17 protein-coding genes and 1 pseudogene are annotated in these 24,248 nt (G+C 70.1%); 9 read left to right on the forward strand and 9 right to left on the reverse strand.

Features of this window, described 5'->3' with window-relative positions:
- The first annotated feature begins 126 nt into the window (after positions 1-126).
- Both OG241_RS20405 and OG241_RS20410 read left to right on the forward strand, forming a co-directional pair.
- Positions 127-1,173, forward strand: a complete 1,047-nt coding sequence (locus OG241_RS20405) for a LacI family DNA-binding transcriptional regulator (RefSeq protein ID WP_405816968.1) — start codon at positions 127-129, stop codon at positions 1,171-1,173.
- Between the two features lie 313 nt (positions 1,174-1,486).
- On the forward strand, positions 1,487-2,557 hold the full coding sequence (locus tag OG241_RS20410) for a helix-turn-helix transcriptional regulator (protein ID WP_405816969.1): 1,071 nt from the start codon (positions 1,487-1,489) through the stop codon (positions 2,555-2,557).
- A gap of 80 nt (positions 2,558-2,637) precedes the next feature.
- Here OG241_RS20410 and OG241_RS20415 read toward each other — a convergent pair.
- A pseudogene (locus OG241_RS20415) lies at positions 2,638-3,693 on the reverse strand (MFS transporter); the annotation flags it as partial.
- Between the two features lie 207 nt (positions 3,694-3,900).
- Between OG241_RS20415 and OG241_RS20420 the strand changes: the two are divergent.
- The 3 genes from OG241_RS20420 (at position 3,901) to OG241_RS20430 (ending at position 6,234) form a co-directional block, all read left to right on the forward strand.
- On the forward strand, positions 3,901-4,296 hold the full coding sequence (locus OG241_RS20420) for a nuclear transport factor 2 family protein (protein WP_405816970.1): 396 nt from the start codon (positions 3,901-3,903) through the stop codon (positions 4,294-4,296).
- Between the two features lie 179 nt (positions 4,297-4,475).
- Positions 4,476-5,423, forward strand: coding sequence for a GNAT family N-acetyltransferase (locus OG241_RS20425; protein WP_405816971.1), 948 nt, complete (start codon positions 4,476-4,478; stop codon positions 5,421-5,423).
- A 10-nt stretch (positions 5,424-5,433) separates the two neighbouring features.
- A complete protein-coding gene (locus OG241_RS20430; protein WP_405816972.1) occupies positions 5,434-6,234 on the forward strand; it encodes a sugar phosphate isomerase/epimerase family protein in 801 nt (266 codons plus the stop codon).
- Here the strand turns inward: OG241_RS20430 and aroA are convergent.
- Both aroA and OG241_RS20440 read right to left on the reverse strand, forming a co-directional pair.
- Positions 6,231-7,478, reverse strand: coding sequence for a 3-phosphoshikimate 1-carboxyvinyltransferase (gene aroA / locus OG241_RS20435; protein ID WP_405816973.1), 1,248 nt, complete (start codon positions 7,476-7,478; stop codon positions 6,231-6,233). The two genes, OG241_RS20430 and aroA, sit on opposite strands and share 4 nt — an antisense overlap.
- A 256-nt stretch (positions 7,479-7,734) precedes the next feature.
- Positions 7,735-8,661 carry a peptidoglycan-binding protein gene (locus OG241_RS20440; RefSeq protein ID WP_405816974.1) on the reverse strand — a complete coding sequence of 309 codons (927 nt, stop codon included), beginning with the start codon at positions 8,659-8,661 and terminating at the stop codon, positions 7,735-7,737.
- 524 nt (positions 8,662-9,185) lie between these two features.
- Here OG241_RS20440 and OG241_RS20445 point away from each other — a divergent pair.
- Together OG241_RS20445 and OG241_RS20450 are read left to right on the forward strand one after the other, a co-directional pair.
- Positions 9,186-11,012, forward strand: a complete 1,827-nt coding sequence (locus OG241_RS20445) for a glycoside hydrolase family 3 protein (RefSeq protein ID WP_405816975.1) — start codon at positions 9,186-9,188, stop codon at positions 11,010-11,012.
- Positions 11,013-11,200: 188 nt separating this feature from the next.
- On the forward strand, positions 11,201-11,881 hold the full coding sequence (locus tag OG241_RS20450; RefSeq protein ID WP_405816976.1) for a hypothetical protein: 681 nt from the start codon (positions 11,201-11,203) through the stop codon (positions 11,879-11,881).
- Positions 11,882-12,017: 136 nt separating this feature from the next.
- On the opposite strand, the gene OG241_RS20455 is transcribed toward OG241_RS20450, so the two are convergent.
- The 5 genes from OG241_RS20455 to OG241_RS20475 form a co-directional block, all read right to left on the reverse strand.
- Positions 12,018-13,469 carry an aminopeptidase gene (locus OG241_RS20455; RefSeq protein WP_405816977.1) on the reverse strand — a complete coding sequence of 484 codons (1,452 nt, stop codon included), beginning with the start codon at positions 13,467-13,469 and terminating at the stop codon, positions 12,018-12,020.
- A gap of 131 nt (positions 13,470-13,600) precedes the next feature.
- Complete coding sequence (locus OG241_RS20460) at positions 13,601-14,020, reverse strand: hypothetical protein (protein ID WP_405816978.1); 420 nt, start codon at positions 14,018-14,020, stop codon at positions 13,601-13,603.
- 174 nt (positions 14,021-14,194) lie between these two features.
- The gene (locus tag OG241_RS20465) at positions 14,195-17,935 is read right to left on the reverse strand and encodes an ABC transporter ATP-binding protein (protein ID WP_405816979.1); all 3,741 of its coding nucleotides are present in this window, start codon (positions 17,933-17,935) and stop codon (positions 14,195-14,197) included.
- Positions 17,936-18,142: 207 nt separating this feature from the next.
- A complete protein-coding gene (locus OG241_RS20470; protein WP_405816980.1) occupies positions 18,143-19,222 on the reverse strand; it encodes an esterase-like activity of phytase family protein in 1,080 nt (359 codons plus the stop codon).
- A 105-nt stretch (positions 19,223-19,327) separates the two neighbouring features.
- Positions 19,328-20,188, reverse strand: coding sequence for a serine hydrolase (locus OG241_RS20475; RefSeq protein ID WP_405816981.1), 861 nt, complete (start codon positions 20,186-20,188; stop codon positions 19,328-19,330).
- A gap of 221 nt (positions 20,189-20,409) precedes the next feature.
- Between OG241_RS20475 and OG241_RS20480 the strand changes: the two genes are divergently transcribed.
- Positions 20,410-22,686, forward strand: coding sequence for a glycosyltransferase family 39 protein (locus OG241_RS20480; RefSeq protein ID WP_405816982.1), 2,277 nt, complete (start codon positions 20,410-20,412; stop codon positions 22,684-22,686).
- Between the two features lie 252 nt (positions 22,687-22,938).
- The gene (locus OG241_RS20485) at positions 22,939-23,748 is read left to right on the forward strand and encodes an endonuclease I family protein (protein ID WP_405816983.1); all 810 of its coding nucleotides are present in this window, start codon (positions 22,939-22,941) and stop codon (positions 23,746-23,748) included.
- A 131-nt stretch (positions 23,749-23,879) separates the two neighbouring features.
- Here OG241_RS20485 and OG241_RS20490 read toward each other — a convergent pair whose 3' ends face one another.
- Complete coding sequence (locus OG241_RS20490) at positions 23,880-24,107, reverse strand: superinfection immunity protein (protein ID WP_405816984.1); 228 nt, start codon at positions 24,105-24,107, stop codon at positions 23,880-23,882.
- Positions 24,108-24,248 lie beyond the last annotated feature (141 nt).

Consider the following 24,248-nt stretch of genomic DNA (forward strand, 5'->3'; position numbering starts at 1 on the left):
TTCGAGGGGGCGAACAGGGAGGGCTAAAGGTCATAGGGTCTGCATCGGTATGGACCTGAAGACGCAAATTACGACAACTTACAGCAACGCGATAGGCGACAAGTCGCGCGACCGGAGGACGACGAGATGACGGTGACCCTGGCGGACGTGGCGGCCCGCGCGCAGGTCTCGCCCGCGACGGTGTCGCGCGTACTGAACGGGAACTATCCCGTGGCCGCAACGACCCGCGAGCGGGTGCTGCGCGCCGTGGACGACCTGGACTACGTGCTCAACGGCCCCGCGAGCGCGCTCGCGGCGGCCACCTCCGACCTGGTCGGGATTCTCGTCAACGACATCGCCGACCCCTTCTTCGGGATCATGGCGAGCGCGATCCAGTCGGAGGTCTCGGGCCCGGGAGGGCGCGCGGGCGGCGAACGGCTGGCGGTCGTGTGCAACACGGGCGGCTCTCCGGAACGCGAGCTGACGTACCTCACCCTGCTGCAGCGGCAGCGCGCGGCGGCGGTCGTACTGACCGGCGGCGCGGTGGAGAACCCGCCGCACCTCGCGGCGGTCTCGGCCAAGCTGCGCCGGCTCGCGGACGCGGGTACGAGGGTGGTCCTGTGCGGGCGCCCGCCGGCGCCGGACACCTCGGCGATCGCACTGACCTTCGACAACCGCGGGGGCGGGCAGGAGCTGACCGAGCACCTGATCGGGCTCGGGCACCGGCGCCTGGGGTACATCGCGGGCCCGGAGGAACGGACGACGACCCGGCACCGGCTGGAGGGGCACCGGGCGGCGCTGGCGGTCCACGGGATCGAGGAGGACCCCCGGTGGACCGTCCATGGGCGGTACGACCGGCGGTCGGGGTACGAGGCCACGCTGGAGCTGCTGCGCCGGGACCCGTCGCTCACGGCTGTGGTCGCGGCGAACGACTCCGTCGCGATCGGGGCGTGCGCCGCGCTGCGGGAGTCGGGGCGGCGGATTCCGGACGACGTGTCCGTCGCCGGGTTCGACGACCTGCCGTTCAGCGTGGACGCGGTGCCTTCGCTGACGACGGTGCGGTTGCCGTTGTCGGAGGCGGGGGCCCGGGCGGGGCGGATCGCGATGGGGCGTGAGGAGCCGCCGCCCGGGGGGATCGCCACGGTTCGGGGGGAGTTGATGGTTCGGGGGTCTTCGGGGGTGCCTCGGAGGTAGGAAAAAGCGGGATAGGAAAAAGGCAGGGGGCGTCCGGGCGGGGACGGGTGCGGTGGGTGGGGTGAGGTCCTCGCGGTCGGGGACCTGGGGCGCCGGCAAGGTCAACTGCCCGGTGTTCGCCAGGACTTCGATCGGGGGATGCCGTCCTGGTCCAGGAAGGCCCGTAAGGCGGTCGGTGGCCGTGGTGAGGGGGTTCCACGGGTCGATGGGAGGCTGCTGAGGCCGATGTTCGCGGCGAGGCCATGAGCGCGTGTTGGGATGGGATACGGGCCGAACGAACCCGACTCGGGCCCGGACAGGGAGTGATCGGTTCATGCGCGCGGCCCGGCTCCTCTCCCTCGTCCTCCTGCTGCAGAACCGGGGCAGGCTGACGGCCGGTGAGCTCGCTGAAGAGCTGGGGGTCTCGGTACGGACCGTCTACCGGGACATCGACTCACTGAGCGGCGCGGGCATTCCGGTGTACGGGGACGCCGGGCACCACGGCGGTTACGAGCTGCTCGGCGGCTACCGGACCCGGCTCACCGGACTGCACGCCGACGAGGCCGAGTCCCTGTTCCTGGCCGGGCTGCCCGGTGCGGCGGACGACCTGGGACTGGGCGAGGTGCTGGCGGCGGCACAGCTGAAACTGACTGCGGCGCTGCCGACTCCGCTGCGGGACCGAGCCGGCCGGGTCCGAGAGCGGTTCCACCTCGACGCGCTCGGCTGGTACCGGGAACAGGACTCCGCGCCCCTTCTCGTGTCGCTCGCCAATGCCGTGTGGAACCAGCGGCGGATCCAGGTGCGCTACCGCCGCTGGGCCGAACCGCAGGAAGTCGAGCGTGAGCTCGACCCCTACGGGCTGGTCCTCAAGGCGGGCGTCTGGTACCTCGTCGCAGCGGTGGACGGCGCGGTGCGGACCTACCGGGTGTCGTCGATCCTCCGTCTGGACGTCGGGGAGGACGTCTTCGAGCGCCCCGACGGCTTCGACCTGGCCGCCCACTGGCAGGACTACCTCACCGTCTACGACGCCCGCAGACTGCGGCTTCAGGCCTCCGTCCGGATTGCTCCCGCGCTGCTGTCCGCGCTGCCGGACCGCCTGGACGCGGCACTGGTCCGAGCCGTCGAAGCCTCGGCGGGCCCGCCGGAAGCAGACGGCTGGGTGACGGCGACGGTACCGCTGGAGTCGGTCGAGCTGGCGGTGCCGACGCTGCTGTCGCTGGGGCCGGACATAGAGGTGCTGGCTCCCGAGGAACTGCGCCGCGAGATCACGGAGAGGGCGGCGGCCGTGCTCGACCGGTACCGGCCGGCGGAGATACCAGGCCGGGCGGGGGTCGGCGACCTCAGCAGCAGTCCGGCGGACAGGGTCGCCAGCAGCGCAAGGGCAGCGAGGACCCCGAAGCCGTAGCGCGTGTCACTGTGGTCGGTGACCGTCGCGATCAGCAACATCACCCCGACCGTGGCCGCAAGCCCGCCACCGTTCGCCAGCCCGAAGACCCTGCCCACCGAAGCCTCGTCGGCCGACGTCATCAGCATGGTCCGGGAAGCGATCCTGGCCTGCCCGAAGAAGAACGCACCCAGCGGCACCCCGACGAGATAGCCGACGATCCCGAACTGGCTCTGCAGTACCAGGCCAACAGCGCAGAGCAGAAATCCCACGACGGCGATGCGAAGGTCCGGACTGCGTCTGCTGACGATCCGGTAGGCGCCGGTGGCCGCCAGGAAACCGAGGCCCCCGAGGGCGTCCACGGCACCGAACGTCGCGGCCCCCAGGTGGAGTTCGCCAATGACGGCGGTTGGCAGCAGAGCGTTGAAGACCGTGACGACCACACTCCCCTGGGCGTAGAGGAGGATGAAGCGGCGCATGCGCAACGGCCCGCTCGGCGCCGCAGACGCCGGCGCCGGCGCCCCGGCAGCAGTGGCCGTCGTCGTCCGGTCCGGATGACGCCCCACCGCGGCGACGCAGAGCGCCGAGACGATGAAGGTCCCGGCGTTGAACACCAGCAGCGGCACGGCACCGAACGCCTGGACGGACAGCCCGCCGATCGTCGCCGACAGCAGCATCCCCGCCTGGGTCCCCATCTCGTAGCGGGCGTTGAACCGCCGTAGCCGGTCCGCCGGGACCCGTTCCTTGATCAGCGCGGAGCTTGCCGGGAAGAACAGGGCACCGACCACGGCGAGCGCCAGATTGGCGCCGTAGATCCCGGGCTCGGGGGAGCCTCCGCAGGCCAGCCACAGCGGCAGCCCGAGGGCCAGCGCCGCACTGGTGACATCGCAGCAGATCCACAGGGTCCGCCGGTCGAAGCGGTCGGCCACCCGTCCGAAGAAGGGCGACAACAACGCTTGCGGCCCGGCGACCGCGATGAAGAGCCAGCCGACGGCCATCATGGTCTGCTGCTCCCTGATCACCAGCAGTGCACCGACGATGAGTTGGACGTTGTTGCCGAGAGCGGTGGCGAAAGCAGCGGGCACAAGCAGCCGCTCTGCCCGGCCGGAGTGGTGGCTGAGGATCATGGCACCCACTATCCGGAGGTTCACTGACATCTCCTGTCAGTGAAGAGGTGAGGTCGTGAGGTCGTTGTCGGTGATGACCCGACCGTTTCCGAAGCCGACGGCGGCCATCACCCGCGCCACCCGCCCTGGATTCCGTCCAGGGCGGGCTCCGTGCCTGACCTGCGTGGTGCCCCGAACCCGAGGACAATGGGGTTCGTCGGTCGGACATCGCCCACACTCCGAAAGGTGGCGATCATCATGACTGAGCACCCGCACGCGGCCCTCATACGCAAGGGCTACGACGCGTTCTCGCGCGGTGACATGGACACCATGCGCACTCTGCTGGCGGGGGACGCCACGCATCACGTCCCCGGCAGCCACTCCCTCTCCGGGGACTTCAAGGGGCAGGACGCGATCATCGACATGTACCGCCGGCTCGGCGAGGAGACGGACGGGACCCTGCGCGTCGTACCGCTGAACGTCCTCGTCGACGGCCGGGGGCACGTGGTTTCCACACACCGCTACACCGGTGAGCGCCGGGGCAGGTCGATCGACGCGACCGGTGCCCTCGTCTTCCGGATCGTCGGGGACAAGATCACCGACCTCGACGAGTGCGTCGAGGACATCGACAGCAGCAACGAGTTCTGGGCCTGAGACAGCGCGTCGGGGGTCGGCTTCCGCCGTGTCCGGATCGCGGCGAGGACCGGAGTGCTGCCGGGCCTTGAGGAACACCTCGTCCGCGTCCTACCCTCGTGGCAGCGATATCTCTGACTGAGTCAACCATCTGAGTCAGCTGTCCCTGCGCTCCAGGCATCCGCGAGGTGGTCCGTTCCATGACCGTGCAGGACATCCGCTCCTTCAACCGCTTCTACACGAACGTCATCGGCGCCCTCGACTACAGCACCCGCCTCTACGCCCCCTACACCCTCACCGAGGCCCGCGTCCTCTACGAGCTGGCCCACTCCGCCCGTACCGACGCCGCCGATCTCCGTGCCGAACTCAGCCTGGATGCCGGGTACTTGAGCCGTATCCTCAACAAGTTCGAGCAGGACGGGCTGATCGAGCGGGCGCCCTCCGAGCGGGATCCCCGGCGGCGGCGGGTCACGCTCACCGAGGCGGGGCGGGAGACCGCCGGGCTGTTGGACGAGCGGTCCACGGAGGCCATCTCCTCGCTGCTCGCCGGCGTGCCCGCCGCCGACCGGCCCCGGCTCGCGGAGGCGCTGCGCACGGTCCGTTCGCTTCTCTCCGACAGCCGGTCCCCGCGCCGCGAGGACGTCGTGCTGCGTGAGCCCGACCCCGGTGACCTCGGCTGGATCGTGCAGCGCAACGCGGCGCTCTACGCGGCCGAGTACGGCTTCAACATCGACTACGAGGGGCTGGTGGCGAGGATCGTCGCCGACTTCGCGGAGGATCACGATCCTCATCTGGAGCGGGTGTGGATCGCCGAGCTGGACGGTCGGCCGGTCGGGTGCGTGATGTGCGTACGGGACGAGGCGCCGGGGACGGCCCGGCTGCGGCTGCTGCTCGTCGAGCCGGAGGCGCGCGGGCTCGGGATCGGTGACCGGCTCGTCGGCGCCGTCATCGGCTTCGCACGCGAGGTCGGCTACCGCGACCTCGTCCTGTGGACCAACGACGTACTCGGCGCCGCCCGGCGCATCTACCAGCGGCACGGCTTCGTCCTCTCCGCCGAGAAGCCCCACCGCTCCTTCGGCAGGGACCTGGTCGGCCAGGACTGGCGACTGGATCTCCACAGCACGACTGAAAAGTGGAGTGACGGATAGGGTCCCTCGTATGAAACTGGCGTTCTCCACCCTCGGCGTGCCCGGTCTCCCCCTCCCCGAGGTCCTGCGGCTCGCGACCACCCACGGCTACCACGGCGTCGAACTGCGCACGCACCCCGAAGAGCCCGTCCACCTCGGTCTCACCCTCGCCGAACGGGCCGATGTGGCCGCCGAGTTCAAGGCGTCCGGCGTCGAGCTCCTGGGTCTCGCCGGGTACGTGCGGGTCGCGGCCCCCGGCGACGACGAACCCGTGCTCACCGAGCTGCGGGCGCTGCTCGAGCTGGCCCGCGACCTCGGGTCCCCCTTCGTGCGCGTCTTCCCCGGCGGCGGCACCGACCAGAGCCCCGAGGAGGCCGACGCGACGGCGGCCCGGAGGCTCGGCAGCGCCGCCGAGTACGCGGCCGACATCGGCGTACGCATCCTGCTGGAGACCCACGACTCGCACCGCACCGGCGCCGACGCGATCCGCGTCCTGGGCCCCGTCGGTCACCGTCAGGCGGGCGCGCTCTGGGACGTCATGCACACCTGGCTCGGCGGCGAGCAGCCGACGGACAGCTATCTGGCCCTCGCCCCGCACCTCGGATACGTGCAGGTCAAGGACATCGCCTCGGCCGAGGACACCACCCCGGTCGCCCTGGGCGCCGGCGTTCTGCCGCTCGCCGAGTGCGTCGAGGTCCTCACCCGGCACAGCTGGGACGGCTGGCTGTGCTGGGAGTACGAGAAGCGGTGGTACGAGGCCGCCGAACCCCTGGAGGGCCTGCTGAGCGCCGGCCGCGAGCACCTCGCCCGGCTCCTCAACGAGTCGGCCTAGCGGAGCAGTTGCCTCAGCTCTCCGAACGCCTCGTGGAACCCGGGGAACGTCTTGCGTACGCACCCCGGGTCGTCGAAGGTGATCCCGGGTGCGCGCAGGCCGGTCACCGCGAAGGACATGACGATGCGGTGGTCGCCGTACGACTTGATGTCCGTGCCCGGGGTGAGGGCCGTACCGGGCGCGCCGGGGTGGATCTCGATCCAGTCCTCGCCCGTCTCCACCCGTACCCCCAGCCGTCGGAGGTTCTCCGCGCAGGCTTCCAGGCGGTCGCACTCCTTCACGCGTGTGTTGGCCACGTCCTCGATGCGTACGGGGCCGGAGGCGAAGGGGGCGAGCGCCGCCAGGGTGGGCATGGTGTCGGAGATGTCCCTCATGTTGACTGTCAGGCCCCGGAGTTCACCGGTTCCGGTGACCGTCGTGCGGTCCTCGGCGATCTCCACCCGGGCGCCCATCCGGCGCAGTACGTCGACGAAGGCCAGGTCGCCCTGGAGCGCGCCGGTGCCGAGGCCCGGGACCGTCACCTCGCCGCCGGTGAGGGCCGCTGCCGCGAAGAAGTAGCTGGAAGTCGAGGCGTCGGGCTCGATGGCGTAGGTGGTGGCCCGGTAGCCGCCGGGCGGGACCACGAAGACGTCGCCGTCCTGACGTACCTCCGCCCCGAACTCCCGCATCATCGCCATGGTGATGTCCACGTAGGGGGCCGAGACGAGGTCGGTGACGTGGATGCGCAGGCCCTTGCGGGTCAGGGGGCCCAGGAGGAGCAGCGCGGTGAGGTACTGGGAGGACTGCCCGGCGTCGAGGGTGACGTTTCCACCCTCCACGCCCGCCGCCTCGACGGTCAGCGGGTGGTGCCCCTCCGCCTCCTCGTGCCGCAGGTCCACGCCCAGGTCGCGCAGGGCGCGGGTGAGGGGGGCGAGGGGGCGGCGGCGCATCTGGGGAGAGGCGTCGAAGCGGTAGGTGCCGTGGCCGGTGGCGGCGAGGGTCGGGAGGAAGCGGGCGGTCGTGGCGCCGTCGCGGCAGTGGATATCGGCCTCGGTGGCCGCCGGGCCCTGGGGGCGGCCGTCGATCTGCCAGGCGCCGGGGGTCCGTCCGACCCGGTAGCCGAGGCCGACCAGGCCCTCGGCGAAGCCTTCCGAGTCGTCCGAGCGCAGGGGGCGTACGAGGGTGGTGACCCCGTCGGCTGCCGCGGCGAGGAAGAGGGCGCGCGCGGTGATGGACTTTGAACCGGGAATCTCTACGACGGCCATGTCCCTATGCTCGCCCGCTCCGCGCCGCGGGCGCCGGAACGTCCGCGAAATGGACCATGAACGGTGCGTTTTCCTCCGGAGGTGGAGCCAGGGGTTGTCGGTGAGCTGCGGCGCCGTTGTGGCTTGTCGCGCAGTTCCTCGCGCCCCTTACCGGGGCAGGGTTTTCGGTGCGCTGCGGCGCCGTTGTGGCTTGTCGCGCAGTTCCTCGCGCCCCTTAAGGGGGGCGCTGCCTTTGGCAGCGGCCCCCCCCATAAGGTCAGGAGAACAGTAGGCGCCAGGTCAGGGGGCCCGGGTAGCCGTCTGCGTCGCCGCGTAGGTCCTTCTGGGACTTCTGGAAGTCGCGGACGTTGAGGCGGTCGGCCTCTCCCCAGCTGCGGCTCGGGCCGACCTTGTAGTGGTCGCCGAAGCCTCGCTTGACGAGTTGCTTGCCGAGCTTGAGGACGTGTGGGTTGACGGCGCCCTCCTTGAAGTACTTGCGGCCCGGGTAGGCGGGCACCTTCGGCTTGGGTGTGCTCTGCGGCGGGGTGTGCTCGTCGGTGGAGTCGTCCACGTCCAGCTCGGCCTTGGCGTACTTGACAAGCGTGGCGAAGTCGATCGCGCCCGGGTCGCCGTGGTCGTTCTCCGGGACGTGCATGTGGCCGCACACGCCCTTGAACGCCTTCCAGTCGGTGAACGACAGCCGCTGGCCGCCGCCGTCGCCGTACGAGGTCGGGTAGGCCGGCCAGGACTTCGGGCCGGCCAGCGGCACGCCGTGCTCCTCGTGCATCCAGGCCAGGAACCGCGCGACCGACTTGAGCGCCCAGTCGGGGGCGTCGGGCCAGTAGATGTGCGCGTGGCCCTCCGCCGTCCACTTCTTGTGGGTCTTGGGGTCGCAGGTGCCGACCAGTTCGACCTGGGTGACGTTGAGCGTGTTGGTCTCGACGCCGCCCCGCTGGTTGGCGAGGGCCCGGGACGAGGTCTCTATGTCGAAGTGCTGGTACCACTTCAGCTTCTTCGCGGTGAAGTCCGGCACCGCCGTCAGGTTGGGCGCTATCGAGCCACCGCTGTACGTGGGCAGGGTGCGCCCCTCGGTGGTGTGCAGGACGACGACGTCGACCTGCATCGGGTCGCCCGGGTGATCGTCCTGGTACCAGTTCGCCCGGCTGGCGCCGGGGTATCGCTGTGGTCCTGACTTCGTGGCCATCTCGCGCCTCCTGTGTCTCGGCTTCCCCCTGGCCGGTCCCTCGACAGGCGCGGCTGCCGTGAGAGACGCAGGGCAATACTGGGATCATCCCGCAACTGGCTTGGAAAATAAGATAGTTGACGTGATTGCGCGTGTCGGGGCGCCGACGTGCGGGTATCCGTGCGCAGCCCTCACACCCGCCCCTCCACCCACTCCCACACCGACTTCGCGGAATCGGCCACGATCCGGGAACCCGTCGCCGCCCCGCCCCGTCCAACCGACACGACTGCCGGATGAGTCACCGCTGCGCGGTGTCGGCCTCGCTGCTGGCTGCGAACGCTGACGCACCCTCTCCGAACCGCCTGCGGCCGGCAGCCCGCCGTCACCGGCGCGCCCCCTCCGATGCGCCGGTGACGGCCCCTTTCCGGGGCCTTTACGGGGACAATCGGCCATCTCGCGTTAGCGTGCGCACCCTTGACTGGAAGAAACTTCCCGGTTATTCGTGACTTCTCGGAAGTTTCCTTCACGAGGGAAGGAGCGCCTTCGTGCGCGACCCAGCTGAACAGAACGGGATCAGTACCCGCCCTTCCAGACGCGCCCTCCTCGCCGCGACCGCCGGCACCGGCGCCGCGCTCGCTCTCGGGGGTGAGGCGCACTCGTACGACAGTGACGCGCGCCTGCGCCGGATCGTCTCCGGCATGACCCTGGAGGAGAAGGTCGGCCAGCTGTTCGTCATGCGGGTCTACGGGCACTCCGCCACCGCGCCCGACCAGGCCGACATCGACGCCAACCTCGCCGAGATCGGCGTACGGACGGCGGCCGAGCTCGTCGCCAGGTACCGGGTCGGCGGGATCATCTACTTCACCTGGGCGCACAACACCCGGGACCCGCATCAGATCGCCGACCTCAGCAACGGCATCCAGAAGGCCTCCCTCTCGCTCAGCCGCGGTCTGCCGGTTCTCATCTCCACCGACCAGGAGCACGGGATCGTCGCCCGCGTCGGCAGACCCGCCACCCTCCTCCCCGGGGCCATGGCCCTCGGCGCGAACGGCTCCCGCACCGACGCGCGTACCGCCGGCCGGATCAGCGGCGCCGAGCTGCGCGCCCTCGGTATCCGCCAGGACTACGCGCCGGTGGCCGACGTGAACGTCAACCCCGCCAATCCGGTGATCGGCGTACGGTCGTTCGGCGCCGACCCGAAGGCCGTCGCCGGGCTGGTCGCCGCACAGGTCATGGGGTACCAGCGGTCCTCCGTCGCCGCCACCGCAAAGCATTTCCCGGGGCACGGGGACACCGCCGTCGACAGCCACTACGGCTTCCCGGTCATCGAGCACACGCGCGAGCAGTGGAACACCGTCGACGCGCCGCCCTTCCGTGCCGCGATCCGCGCCGGCATCGACTCGATCATGACCGCGCACATCATGGTCCCGGCCCTCGACGACTCCGGCGACCCCGCCACGCTCTCCCACCCGATCCTCACCGGCATCCTGCGCGGGCAACTCGGTTACGACGGGGTCGTGGTCACCGACTCGCTGGGCATGCAGGGCGTACGGGAGAAGTACGGCGACGACCGTGTTCCGGTGCTCGCGCTGAAGGCCGGGGTCGACCAGCTGCTCAACCCGCCGTCGATCGACATCGCCTGGAACGCCGTCCTCGAGGCAGTACGGCAGGGGGAGTTGACCGAGGAGCGGCTCGACACGTCCGTCCTGCGCATCCTCCGGCTCAAGAACCGGCTCGGGCTGCTGGACCGGCCGTACGTCACCCATGACGGGGTCGACCGTGCGGTCGGTGTCCGTGGCCATCTTCTGGCCGCCGACCGGATCGCCGAGCGGACCACCACCCTGCTCGTCAACGAGGGGAAGCTGCTGCCTCTTTCCCGGGTGACCCACAAGCGGGTGCTCGTCGTCGGGGCCGATCCCGCCTCGCCGTCCGGTACCACCGGGCCGCCCACCTCCGTGCTGGCCGCCGCTCTCACCGAACTGGGCTTCACCGCAACCGCGTTGTCGACCGGCACCGCCCCCTCGGCCGCCGTCATCGCCCGGGCGGTCGCCGCCGCCGGGGAGGTGGACGCGGTGGTGGTCGGGACGTACAACCTCAGCGGCGCAAGCAGCCAGCGGACCCTCGTCGCCCAACTCCTCGCCACCGGACGGCCCGTGGTGTGCGTCGCCGTCCGCAACCCCTACGACGTGGCCCAACTTCCGGATGTACAGGCCTACTTGGCCACCTACTCCTGGACCGACGTCGAACTCCGGGCCGCCGCGCGGGTGATCGCGGGGCGGGTCCGGCCGCGCGGAAAGCTGCCGGTACCGGTGCTGCGCGCGGACGATCCGACGAGCGTGCTGTATCCGATCGGTCACGGACTGTCGTACTAGGAGCAGGAGGTAGGGAGGCGTACACGGCGTACGTCGCACAACCGGCGCACCACCCCCAATAGGCGCAAATCCGCTGAACTTCCGGCGTATCCCTGGCGTCGCGGGCCAGGCTGGGCGGGGGAACTCTGGGGGATGCGATGTACGGAAAACGATCCGTGGGGCCTGTGGGGTCTGCGGGATCCGGTGCGGTGGCGTGCGTGCGGGTGCTCGCCTGCGTGCTGCTGATGCTGGTCGCGGTGTTCACGGCGACCGGCTGCCAACTGTCGTCGGGCGGTTCGGCGGAGGACGGGAAGGGGGCGGTGGGCGGCTCGTCGGCGGGTGCCTCCGGGGCCGCCGCCGGCACGGTGGTCGGCCAGCGGCCGGTGTCGCCCCGGCCCACCGGCTACGGCACCGTCTTCCTCTCCATCGACGAGTGCAGCTCCTTCGGCACCACCAGCTTCACCGAGGTGCCCTGCACCAGCGAGCGCGCAGCGGCCCGGGTCGTGGCCCGGTACGACGGCACGGTGACCGAGGGTCCGACGTGCCCGGCGACCACCGACTTCGTGCTGCACATCAGCGAACAGCGACCCGCCGCCGACGAGGACGGCGACGGGGCCGTCCCCCAGGGCTACGCCTGTATGCGCAACCTCCAGGCTCCGCACCCCGGCGACCCCGGCGGCGGCGGAGGCCCGCGCACGATCGTCGGCGACTGCGTGTACAGCGCCGGGCGCGGAGAGGTGCGCGAGACGGCGTGCGACGGGAAGGGCGAGAAGAAGCCGGAGTACCGGGTGACCGAGGCCGTCACCAAACGCTTCAACTGCCCGACCTCCACCGCCCTTTACGTGCAGCTGGGCGGGGAGCGGCCGGTGGGATGCGCGAAACCGGTATGACGGATTCCGTGGGGGCGGGACTACACACACCGCCGGTGAATGCCAGAACGGCCGACCGGAATGTGAACCGGTCGGCCGTCGTGACGGTCTGAACAACCCGCGTGAGCAGCCCGTCTGAGCAGGCAGCCTCAGGTGGCTACGGGCGCAGTGTGGGCTCGCGCTCGATGTTCCGCTTGTCGAGCCGTGCGTCGTACGTCGCCAGCGGCCTGGCCACCGACGGGTTCGACTGGACGGCGGTCGTCGCGACGCCGGCCCACTCCAGGATGCGGGCCGTGGCGAGCGCCTTCTGCTCGGGGACCAGACCCGCGACGTTCGCGCCGTGGTTCAGGCCGGGAGCGGCGAAGACGTACGAGTCCTTCGCGCCCTTGCCGAGACGGAACCGCTCGGCGCCCCACGGGTCGTTCTGCCCGTACACGAACAGCATGTGCTGGGCGCGGCGCTGGATCCAGTTGTCGACGTCACGCATCGCCCACGACTGGAACTTCATCGGGATGTCCCGGGGGACGAAGTTGCGCGGCGGCTGGTAGCCGTAGCGGATGTACTTCTTCTCGATGTGCGGGAACTTGATGTTGGGCGCGCCGAGTTGGGTGCCCGCCTGGTAGTAGTACGGCGTGTACGGCTCCAGGCCCTGGTCGGTGTAGGCGGAGAACCCGGAGATCGTGTCGATCGAGGTCCAGATGTCGTCGTCGGCCGCGTTCTTCGCGTCCGCCGGGATGGACTCGCAGTCGGCGAGCAGGCTGTACTGCCAGAAGCCCCAGACGTAGTCGAGGACGACGGCCTCGTACGCCCGGTCGAGGCTGCCGATGGTGTCGAAGGTGTAGCCCTCGGTGGCGGCGACCTCCGCGTACTTCTTCTCCAGCGGCTCCCGGCGGACGAGCGCCTCGCGCTGTACGGCGTTCAGCCGGTCGCGGCACTCCTTGGTGCCGACGCTCGCGAAGAACCGGTCGTAGGCCGAGTCCTCGTTGTTCACCACGTCGTTGGGGGCGACGTACGCGATGACGCCGTCCATGTCGCGGTGGTAGAAGCGCTCGTAGTACGTGGCGGTCATGCCGCCCTTCGAACCGCCCGTGGACAGCCACTTCTTGGTGTAGATCTTCTTCAGCGCCGTGAAGACGCGGTGCTGGTCGCTGGCCGCCTGCCAGATGTCCAGCTTCGACCAGTTGGCCGGGTCGGGCCTGGACGGAGTGAAGAAGCGGTACTCCAGGGAGACCTGGTTGCCGTCGACGATCCGCGTCGGCTCACTGCGACTCGGGTTCGTGTTGACGAAGTACCCGCTGGTGAAGAAGACCGTCGGCCGCGCGACGTCCTTGTGCAGGACGGTGATCCGCTGCTGGAACGTGCCCTTGGACGGGTGCCGGTGGTCGATCGGCTGGGTGTAGTTGAGGACGAAGTACCGGTAGCCGGTGTACGGCTTCTCCTGGATCAGGCTCATGCCCGGGATCGCGAGGAGCTGGTCCTTGATGTCCGCACTGCTGGTCGTTCGCGTGGTGCTGGTGGCCTCCGGCTGAGCGGCGGTCGCCGCTCCCGCCGTACTCAACGTGCCTATGAGCACGGCGAGCGCGAGCAGCCATCTGAGCGCCTTGCGCATGCACCCTCCCCTGTGAGACATCTGTGCGCCGGAAGCTATCGGAGCAACTGGGCGGCGCACCAGGGGCGATAGGGAAATCCCTCGGGCAGTGGGTCAGTGCATAGGGTCCGTGACGAGGCTCAACACCGGGCTCAACACCGGATCCAGCCAGAACTGACCGATCCTCGCCCTACCGCCCCCTTGATCCACACCTGCCGCCGTCCCGCGTGCACGGTCACCGGTCCGGCCCGCTTCGAGAACAGTCCCTCGTCGACGACCGGCCGTCCGCCCCGCGCCCGTACGCTCACCGACATCCACTGACGGGCGCCCGCCCGCTTGGGCACGGTCACCGCGCAGACGTAGCCGTTGCGCCGGTAGATGTTCACGACGCCGGTGGAGAAGGTCAGGGTCCGCGCCTTGCGGCCGGAGCACGCGGAGACCTCGGAGGAGGCTGAGGTGGAGGCGGCGGAGGCCGCCTCGGCCGCGGCCGGGCTCGCGAGGGAGAGCATCCCGGACGCGGTCAGCACGGCCAGACCGAGCGCCACCCGCCTCCGTACCGAACCACCACTCACCGTCTCCCCCTCCAGCTGCCACCGACGACCTTAGCCGTGCGTCCGTACTGATGTACGGACGCACGGCACCTGTCGAACGGTTGCGCTAGACGCTCTGCGGGAAGTGCGGTGTTCGGCTGCGGGCCGTCCGTGGCTGGCCGCGCAGTTCCCCGCGCCCCTTTGGGGCGCGTTCACTCAGCGGGATGAAGACGTGACCGGCTCCTCGGGCTCCGCCGCGCCCACGAACGTGCGCCACAACTCGGCGTACTGGCCGTCGAGTTGGAGCAGTTCCTCGTGGGTGCCGTCCTCCGCGACCCGACCGTGGTCCATCAGGACGACCCGGTCGGCGCGGGCGGCGGTGGTGAGGCGGTGGGCGACCACGAGGGTCGTACGGCGGCCTGCGAGACGGTCGGTCGCCTGGTTGACCTGGGCCTCGGTGGCCAGGTCCAGGGCGGCGGTCGCCTCGTCGAGGAGCAGGATGTCCGGGTCGACCAGCTCGGCGCGGGCCAGCGCGATCAGCTGGCGCTGGCCCGCCGAGAGGTTGCGTCCGCGCTCGGCGACCTCGTGCAGGTAGCCGCCCTCCAGCGTGGCGATCATGTCGTGCGCCCCGACCGCCCGGGCCGCCGCCTCCACCTGGGCGTCGGTGGCGTCCGGCCGCCCGTACGCGATGGCGTCCCGCACGGTCCCCTGGAACAGATACGCCTCCTGCGGCACGACCCCGAGGCGATGCCGGTACGAGGTGATGTCGAGGGCACGCAGATCGGTGCCGTCGACGGTGACCCGGCCGCCGGTCGGGTCGTAGAAGCGGGCGACCAGCTTCACGAGCGTCGACTTGCCGGCGCCCGTCTCGCCGACGAAGGCGACGGTCTGCCCGGCCGGAATCGTCAACCGGACGCCGCTCAGGGCCTCTTCGGCGTCGTCGCCGGACCCGTATGCGAAGTCCACGCCCTCGAAGGCGATGTCGCCCCGCAGGGAGATGACCTCCATCGGCTCCTCGGCGGCCTCCGTCGAGGTCCGCTCCTGGAGGAGTTCCTGGATCCTGCCCAGCGAGACGGTCGCCTGCTGGTAGCCGTCGAAGACCTGCGAGAGCTGCTGCACGGGAGCGAAGAACAGGTCGATGTAGAGGAGGTAGGCGACCAGCGCACCGGTCGTCAGCGTCCCGTCGTCGATCCGCCCCGCGCCCACGACCAGCACCGCCGCCGCCGCGACCGAGGCCAGCAGCTGTACGAAGGGGAAGTACACGGAGATCAGCCACTGCCCCCGCACGCGCGCCTGGCGGTAGCTGTCGCTGCCCTGCGCGAACCGCTCGGCACCTGTCCGCTCGCCCCGGAAGGCCTGCACGATCCGCAGCCCGGACACCGACTCCTGGAGGTCTGCGTTGACCGACGACACGCGCTCACGGGCGAGTTCGTACGCCTTCACGCTCGCCCGGCGGAAGTAGAACGTGCCGACGACCAGCACCGGGATGGTGACGAACACGACGAGCGCGAGCTGTACGTCGAGCACCAACAGGGCGACCATGATGCCGAAGAAGGTGACGACGGAGACGAACGCGGTGACCAGCCCGGTCTGCAGGAACGTGGAGAGGGCGTCGACGTCGGTCGTCATCCGGGTCATGATCCGCCCGGTCAACTCCCGTTCGTAGTAGTCGAGTCCGAGGCGCTGCAGCTGGGCGAAGATCTTCAACCGGAGTGCGTACAGCACGCGTTCGCCGGTACGGCCGGTCATCCGCATCTCGCCGATCTGCGCCGCCCACTGGACGACGACGGACACCAGCGCGAGCCCGGCGGCCACCCACACGGCACCCAGGGCGAGTTGGGAGACACCCGAGTCGATGCCGTGCCGGATCAGGATCGGCAGCAGCAGCCCCATCCCGGCGTCCACGGCGACCAGCGCGAGGCTCACCAGCAGCGGCCTCCCGAAGCCGCGCAGCAGCCGCTTCAGCCCGTACGACTCCTCGGGCCTGACCGCGCGTGCCTCGTCGATGCCCGGGGTGTCGGCGGCCGGGGGCAACGCCTCGACCTGGGCGAGGAGTTCGGGCGTGGCCGGCATCCCGTCGAACGCGGTGTCCTTGGGGTCGCGGTCGCCGTTCCACAGCCTCGGCGTGACTCCGCGCTCGGCGTCGAACTCGGCGTCCAGCTCCTCCCGTACGGAGGTGTCCTCGGGCGCGAGGGTGGGCAGGGCGCGGCCGGGTGAGACGCCGCCCAGCTCGTCCGGGTCGGTCAGCAGCCGCCGGTACAGGGCGCTGCGGGCCTGGAGTTCGTCGTGGGTGCCGAGGTCGGCGAGGCGTCCGCCGTCGAGGACGGCGATGCGGTCGGCGAGGCCGAGGGTGGAGCGGCGGTGGGCGATGAGGAGGGTCGTCCGGCCCTGCATGACCTGCCCCAGGGCCTCGTGGATCTCGTGCTCGACGCGCGCGTCCACGGCGGAGGTGGCGTCGTCGAGGACGAGGAGCCGGGGGTCGGTGAGGATCGCGCGGGCGAGGGCGACGCGCTGACGCTGGCCGCCGGAGAGGGTGAGGCCGTGCTCGCCGACCTTGGTGTCGTAGCCGTTCGGCAGCTCGGCGATGAAACGGTCCGCCTGGGCGGCGCGCGCGGCGGTGAGGATCTGTTCGTCGGTGGCGTCCGGTCGGCCGTACGCGATGTTGTTGCGGACGGTGTCGGAGAAGAGGAACGAGTCCTCGGGGACCAGCCCGATCGCGGCCCGCAGCGAGTCGTGGGTCAGCTCGCGGACGTCGTGCCCGCCGATGAGGACCGCACCGCGTGTCACGTCGTAGAAGCGCGGCAGGAGGAGCGAGACGGTCGACTTTCCGGAGCCGGAGGAGCCGACGACGGCGAGGGTCTCGCCGGGCCGGATCTCGAAGCTGAGCCCGTCGAGGACGGGGTGCTCGGGGTCGTACCCGAACGACACGTCGTCGAACTCGACGGTGGCCGGGGCGTCGGCGGGCAGGTCCTTGTGCCCGTCGGCCATGGACGGCTTGGTGTCGATGAGCTCGAGGACACGCTCGGTACCGGCCCGCGCCTGCTGTCCGACGGTCAGCACCATGGCGAGCATGCGCACGGGTCCGACGAGCTGGGCGAGATAGGTGGAGAAGGCGACGAACGTACCGAGCGTGATGTGTCCGCCCACGGCCAGCCAGCCGCCCACGGCGAGCATGGCGACCTGCCCGAGCACGGGCACCGCCTGAAGGGCCGGGGTGTAGACGGAGTTGAACCGGATGGTCCGCAGCCGCCCCGCGAAGAGCCGCCGCCCGACCTCCCTGAGCTTCCCGGTCTCCTGGTCCTCCTGCCCGAACCCCTTCACCACGCGTACGCCGGTCACGGCCCCGTCCACGACACCGGCGACGGCGGCGGCCTGGGCCTGCGCGTACCAGGTGGCCGGGTGGAGCTTCGTACGGCTGCGCTTGGCGACGATCCAGAGGGCGGGGGCGACGGCGAGGGCGACCAGGGTGAGCGGGATGGACAGCCAGGCCATGATCGCCAGGGAGATCACGAAGAGCACCACGTTCCCGAGGGTCATCGGGAGCATGTAGAAGAGGCTCTGGATCAGCTGGAGGTCGCTGGTGGCCCGTCCGACGATCTGCCCGGTCGACAGCGCGTCCTGGCGGCGCCCGTCGAGCCGGGTGATCGTCTCGAACATCTCCGTCCGCAGGTCGTGCTGGACGTCGAGGGCGAGCCGGCCGCCGTAGTAGCGGCGGATGTAGGTGAGGACGTAGACGAGCGCGGCGGCCACGACGAGCGCGCCCGCCCAGGGCGCCATGGACCTTGTCTTGTCGCCGATCACGTCGTCGATGATCACCTTGGTGATCAGCGGGACCAGCGCCATGAGGGCCATACCGCCGAGGGACGAGCCGAGCGAGAGCACGACGTCCTTCGGATACCGCCAGGCGTATCCGACGAGCCGCCGGGCCCATCCCGGCGCCGGTACCTGGGCCGTCACCTGTGCCGATGCCGGTACCGGTGCCGTTTCGGGTTCCGGTTCGTGTCCCGGCTTACGCCCCCGCTGCTCTGCCACTCCGGCGCCCTTCGTAGATCCGCGATTCCGCACTCCGCCGGTAAGCACCAACACGGACGGAAGGGGATTTCATCCCTCCGCAACAAATCGCGCGGGCGATCGGGCGGTGTTCGGACGGCGGTCAGACGGTTGTCAGGTGCGCACCCGCAGGAAGTAGAAGCGGGTCGTCTGTACGGCGTTCTGGTTGTCGTCGCTGACCAGCAGGACGCGCAGGGCCCCATGGGTACGGCCGGTGACGACCATGCCCTCGATGTTGTCGAGAAGGGGGTTCGGCTGGGGCTGCTTCGCGGTCGCTCCCAGTGACGGGCAGTTCACGATGTCGGCGAGGAGGGTCTTCTTGACCAGGCGTACGCCGTTGTCCTGGCCGGGGAGGTTCTCGACGCCGCTCGTGTCCGTGGCGTGGCGCGGGTCGGCCAGGTAGAGGCGGACCGTGTTGCCGACACCGGCGGTGAAACCGCGCTCCAGGACGAGGAGCCGACCGTCGGGGGTCGCGGCGACCTCGGGCACCCCGAGACCGGCGTCGGTGCGATAGGCGTACTGGGCGCCCAGCACGAAATGGCTGCCTCGGCGATCCCAGGTCTGCCAGCGGACGATGCCCGTGGAGTCGCCGGAGATCGCGTACTCCATGGACGCCAGGAGCGTACGGCCGCCGGGGAGGAGGGTGAGCCCCTCGAAGGTCTGGTTGGCGGTGGCGCGGCCGGCCGGGGTGACGCGGAGCGCGTCCGGCACCGGGAGCCGGTCGAGGATGCGGCCGTCGCGGGAGTAGCGGCGTACGGAGGGTTCCGTCTCGGAGGAGACGAGGCGGGTGCCGTCCCAGTCGACGACCAGGCCCTCGGAGTCGAGCGCGGCGCCGGTCTCGTCGGCGAGGGGGACGACGCTCGTCGGGCTCAGGGTCCGCCGGTCGAGAGTGAAGAGGGACGAGCGGTCGGAGAGCGCGGCGAGGTCGCCGTTCCGGTCCACGGCGAGCGCGGAGAGGTTGCCGACGAAGGTGCCGTCGTACGTCGTCTTGTCGAGCGCGTCGGAGAAGCGGTCGAGGGAGACGGTGGGCGAGCAGGCGTGACTGACGCCGGTGGCGCTACTCGCTCTGCCGGTGAGGGAGTTGGCGTTCGCCGGTCCGGCGGCGGTCAGACAACCGGCCACCGCCAGACCGGCGGTGACCGTGGTGAGCAGGGTTCGCAGAGGTGACAGAGATCGCTGGGGTCGCAGGCGCATGGCCGTCACCGTAGATCGGGTCGGTGACGGCCGGGAGGCGCTGCGGTGAAGTCGGTTCGCGGGCAGCCGGTGAACCGTTCGCGACAGTTGGCGATCAGCCCGCGATCAACTGGCGGCGAGGTCCCGGTGGACGACCTTGGCGACGCCCTCGATGGTCGCGATGCCATAGTTCCAGGTGCTGTTGCCCTGGGTGAGCACCGTGATCATGTAGTCGTGGCCGCCGCCCTTGAAGGTGCCGACGCTGTGCACCCGCCAGCCGTTCGTCGCGCGCTGCAGCCAGCCGTTCTTGACGTGCACGGAGACACCCGCGGGCGCGCCCTTCGGGGTGCCCCAGCGCTGGGAGGAGATGACCTCACTCATCAACTGCTGGATGTAGGCACGGGAGTTGTCGGTCAGAACCGTGTTGGTGATGGTGGTGAGCGCCAGGAGCTTCTGCTCGTCACGGGCGGTGATCTGGGTGAGCCCCCAGTAGCCGTTCGTGCCGGGCTTGGTCTGGGTCATACCGGCGGCCGCGACGAAGTTCCTGATCTTCGTCAGGCCGAGCTGGTTCCACAGCTTCGTGGTCGAGCCGTTGTCCGACTTGGTGATCATGGCCTTGGCGAGGCTCTTCTCGGTGGCCGTCAGAGCACGGTTGTGCTTCTGCGCGTCCCAGAGCAGGGTCGCCAGGACGGTCACCTTGACGACGCTGGCGGAGTCGTAGGCGGTCTGCGCCCGGTACACGCAGGTCGTCTTGGTGGCCCGGTCGAAGACGCCGACACTGATGGAGCCCCGGCGCCCGGAGAGAGCGGTGGTGATGTCCCGCTTCAGCTTGGTGGCGAGGGCGGGCTTGGCCGACGTACAACTGACGGCCGCCGCAGCCGCGTTGGCGGGTGTCGCGGTGGCCACGAGCGACAGCACGGTGGCGGCGCAGACGGCGGCGCCGCCAAGTATGCGGGCACGCGCGGATCTGGATATGTGGTGAGTCATGGTGGTTCCCCATCCCCGTGAACGGCGTCAACGCGCCCCCGGCACGCTGGTCTTTTTCAGACCACGCACATATACGAATGGTTGTACGTTACGTCGCACTGCCTTTCGGATTTTTCTTGGGGAAAACCCGCACCGCGCGTTTACGCACTGTTGTCGCGATTCACAGGTGCCCCCCAGTCACGCCACAGCGCGCACCCATCCCAGGTCCGCACGATTCGCTGGTGACCTCTGCCACCAACCCAAGCCCCCACGCTCCGGAGACACCCGTAGCCGCCGGTTCGGCCGGTTCCGCCGATCCCGCGACCCCTGTGACTCCCGTGACTCCCCCGGCCCCCGCCGCGACAGACACGCCCGAGAAAGCGCCGCGCTGGTCGCTCCCCGCGCTGCTCGCGATCATGCTGCTGGCCGGGGTCCTGTATTCCTGGAACCTCTCCGCCTCCAGCCTCAACAGCTTCTACAGCGCCGCGATCTACAGCGGTACGCAGAGCTGGAAGGCGTGGTTCTTCGGCTCGCTCGACGCGGGCAGCTTCATCACCGTCGACAAGCCGCCGTTCGCGATGATGCTCATGGGCCTGTCGTGCCGCGTCTTCGGCTTCGGGACCTGGCAGATGATGGTGCCCGAGGTCGGGGCCGGCGTCGGCACGATCTGGATCCTGCACTCCTCCGTGAAGCGGGTCTTCGGGCATGTGGCGGCCACGATCGCCGCGCTCGTCCTCGCGCTCACCCCGATCACCGTCGCGATCAACCGCGACAACAACCCCGACACCATCCTCGTCCTGCTGATGGTCGGCGGCGCGGCCCTCGCCCTGCGCGCCGTGCACAACGACAGGCTGCTGCCGCTCATCGGCTCCGCGGTCCTCTTCGGGCTCGCTTTCAACACCAAGATGCTCCAGGGCTACATCGCCCTGCCCGCCGTCTTCGCCGTGTACGTGTACGCGTCGAAGCTCGGCTGGAAGAAGAAGGCCGTCCACCTGGCCCTGGCCGCGGTCGCCCTGGCCGTCTCCAGCTTCTGGTGGGCCACGGCGGTCTCGCTCGTCCCGGCCGACGACCGCCCGTACATCGGCGGCTCGACCGACGGCTCCGCCTGGAACCTGATCATGGGTTACAACGGCCTGGGCCGCGTCCTCGGCGGCGAGGGCAACGGCGGAGGCGGCGGGGGCGGAGGCGGGGGCGGCACCTTCGCCGGCACCGCGGGCATCGGCCGGATGTTCAACGACATCCTCGGCGGCCAGATCTCCTGGCTGATCCCCTTCGCGTTCCTCGCGCTCGCCGCCGGCCTCGTGCTGCGCGGACGAGCCCCGCGCACCGACCTGACGCGCGCCGCGCTCGTCCTGTGGGGCGGCTGGCTCGCACTGCACTACGTGACCTTCGCCATGGCCGAGGGCACCATGCACCCGTACTACACGACCGCGCTCGCCCCCGGCATCGCGGCGCTGACCGGCGCGGGCGGCGTCATGCTGTGGGGCGCCTTCCGCAGCGGTGACGCCCGCTGGTCCTGGGTCCTGCCGGCCGGCCTCGCGGTCACCGGCGTCTGGGCGATCGTGGTCCTGCGCCGGGCTACCGGCTGGAACACCTGGCTGTGGCCGACGGTCGCCGTCCTCATGGTCCTCGCGATCGCGGGCCTGTTCGTCCTGCGGACCGCGAGCTCCGGTACGAGGGTCCGGCTGCTCGGCGCCTCCGTCGTCGCGGCGATCGTGGCGGCCCTCGCGGGTCCGACGGCCTACGCCGTCTCGCCCGCCCTCTCCTCCACCGGCGGCGGCATGAGCGGCACCAACCCGACCGCGGGTCCGTCGAGCGGCGGCGGCATGGGCGGTCCCGGCGGCGGGGGCTTCGGCGGCGGCAACGGCGGCCGACCGAGCGGCACCCAGCAGGGCGGCCGGGCGACCGGGGAGTTCCCCGGCGGTGGCAACGGCCAGATGCGGCCGGATGGCGGCAACGGTGAACTCCCGCAGGGCGGCGGCGCACCCGGTGGCACGAACGGCGGGTCCCCGGGCGGCGGCACAGCTCCCGGCAGCGGCACGACCGGCGGCCAGAACAGCGAGACCGGTACGGCTCCCGGCGGCGGTGGCGGCATGGGCGGCGGCGGTAGGGGCGGCAGCGTCAGCAACGAGCTGGTCTCGTACCTGGAGAAGCACCAGGACGGCGCCAAGTGGCTGCTCGCGGTGTCCAACTCGCAGAGCGCCGGCCAGCTGATCCTCAGTACTCACAAGCCCGTCATCTCGATGTTCGGCTTCACCGGTCAGGACAAGGCGATGACCCTGGCCAGGCTCAAGGAACTGGTGAAGAACGGCGAGCTGCACTACATCCAGCTCGGCGGCGGCATGGGCGGCATGGGCGGCGGCGATCAGGAACTCACCACCTGGGTGCAGAAGTACGGCACGGTGGTGAAGGAGAGCGACTACAGCGCCGGTGCGACGACGGAGACGGCCAACTCGTCGAGCACGGCGACGTCGACGACATCGACGATCTACCGTCTGGACGCGTCGGACGTCAGCTGAGCCCGCGAACGACCCTGAGTGGCCCCTGACCGTAACGCCGGTCAGGGGCACTCCCCTTTCCGCCTGCTGGACCGTTTCTCGGCCACCGCTTGGCTCCTTCTTGGTTCTACGCGCGTCAAATGACGCCAAAATCAACCGAGTTGCCGCTTTAAGTCACCGAACAGACACGTGCAGTTCATTGCCTGAAACGCATGTCCATGTCACGCTCCCGGATGTCTCCCCCATTCGACACGCGTAGAACGGACACCCCCGATGCCCGCGACGCTCATACGCACCCGCCGCTGGAAGACCGTGGCACTCGCCACAGCGACCGTCCTGGCAGCCATCGCCATCCCCACGATGACCGCCACCCCGGCCGGCGCGACGACGACCGCGTACGACTCGACGTACTACAAGGACGCGATCGGCAAGACCGGCACGAGCCTCAAGTCCTCGCTGCACACGATCATCAGCAGCCAGACGAAGATCTCGTACTCGGCGGTCTGGGACGCGCTCAAGGTCACCGACCAGGACCCGAACAACAGCAGCAACGTGATCCTGCTGTACAGCGGTGTCTCCCGCGCCAAGTCCCTCAACGGCGGCGACGTCGGCGACTGGAACCGCGAGCACGTGTGGGCCAAGTCCCACGGCGACTTCGGCGAGGCGACCGGCCCCGGCACGGACCTGCACCACCTGCGCCCGGCCGACGTCCAGGTCAACAGCATCCGCGGCAACCTGGACTTCGACAACGGCGGCAGCGCGGTCACCAACGGCGGCGGCAGCACCGTCGACTCCGACTCCTTCGCGCCGCGCGCCGCGGACCGGGGCGACGTGGCCCGCATGATCCTCTACATGGCCGTCCGCTACGAGGGCGACGACGGCTGGGCCGACCTGGAGCCCAACGAGAAGGTCGGCAACGGCAGCAACCCGTTCATGGGCAAGCTCTCCGTCCTCAAGGCGTGGAGCGAGGCGGACCCGCCCAGCGCCTTCGAGGAGAAGCGCAACCAGGTCATCTACGACACCTACCAGCACAACCGCAACCCGTTCATCGACCACCCGGAGTGGGTCGAGGCGATCTGGTAGGCGATCCGGCAGCAAGCAGGCTCATACGCCTCGCCGCCAAGCCCTGAACTCCCCATGATCCAAGGGGAGTTCAGGGCTTCTGCTGTGTCCCGTCGAGGTATTCGGCGACGGTCAGGAAGGCTGCGCGACACCTACGCGAGCGTCTCCGCCGCTCCCTTGGCCTTCTTGGGCGTACGGGTCGCCATGTAGAGGGCAACACCCCACCCGATGACCGATCCACCGAGGAACACGTTGATGATGAGGATCAGCCACCGGTCCTTCGCATCACGCGCGAACGCCAGGTACGACGGCAGCAGGTAGAGCACGGCAAAGGCCACTACAACCACTACGGTCAGCATGATGTTCACAGTGCGCTCCACGGATCGATCTTCAGAATGTCGTCGTACTCTATGCGGCCTCTGTGCGGCCAAAATCTGGAAGAACGCCGCCAGGAACATCAACAGGGTTGCGCCGAGGGCGATTTGGAATGACCCTCTGACGGTCATCGAGCAGGCCGACGT

It is taken from the genome of Streptomyces sp. NBC_01390 (assembly GCF_045040105.1).
In the GTDB taxonomy this organism is placed as follows: Bacteria; Actinomycetota; Actinomycetes; order Streptomycetales; family Streptomycetaceae; genus Streptomyces.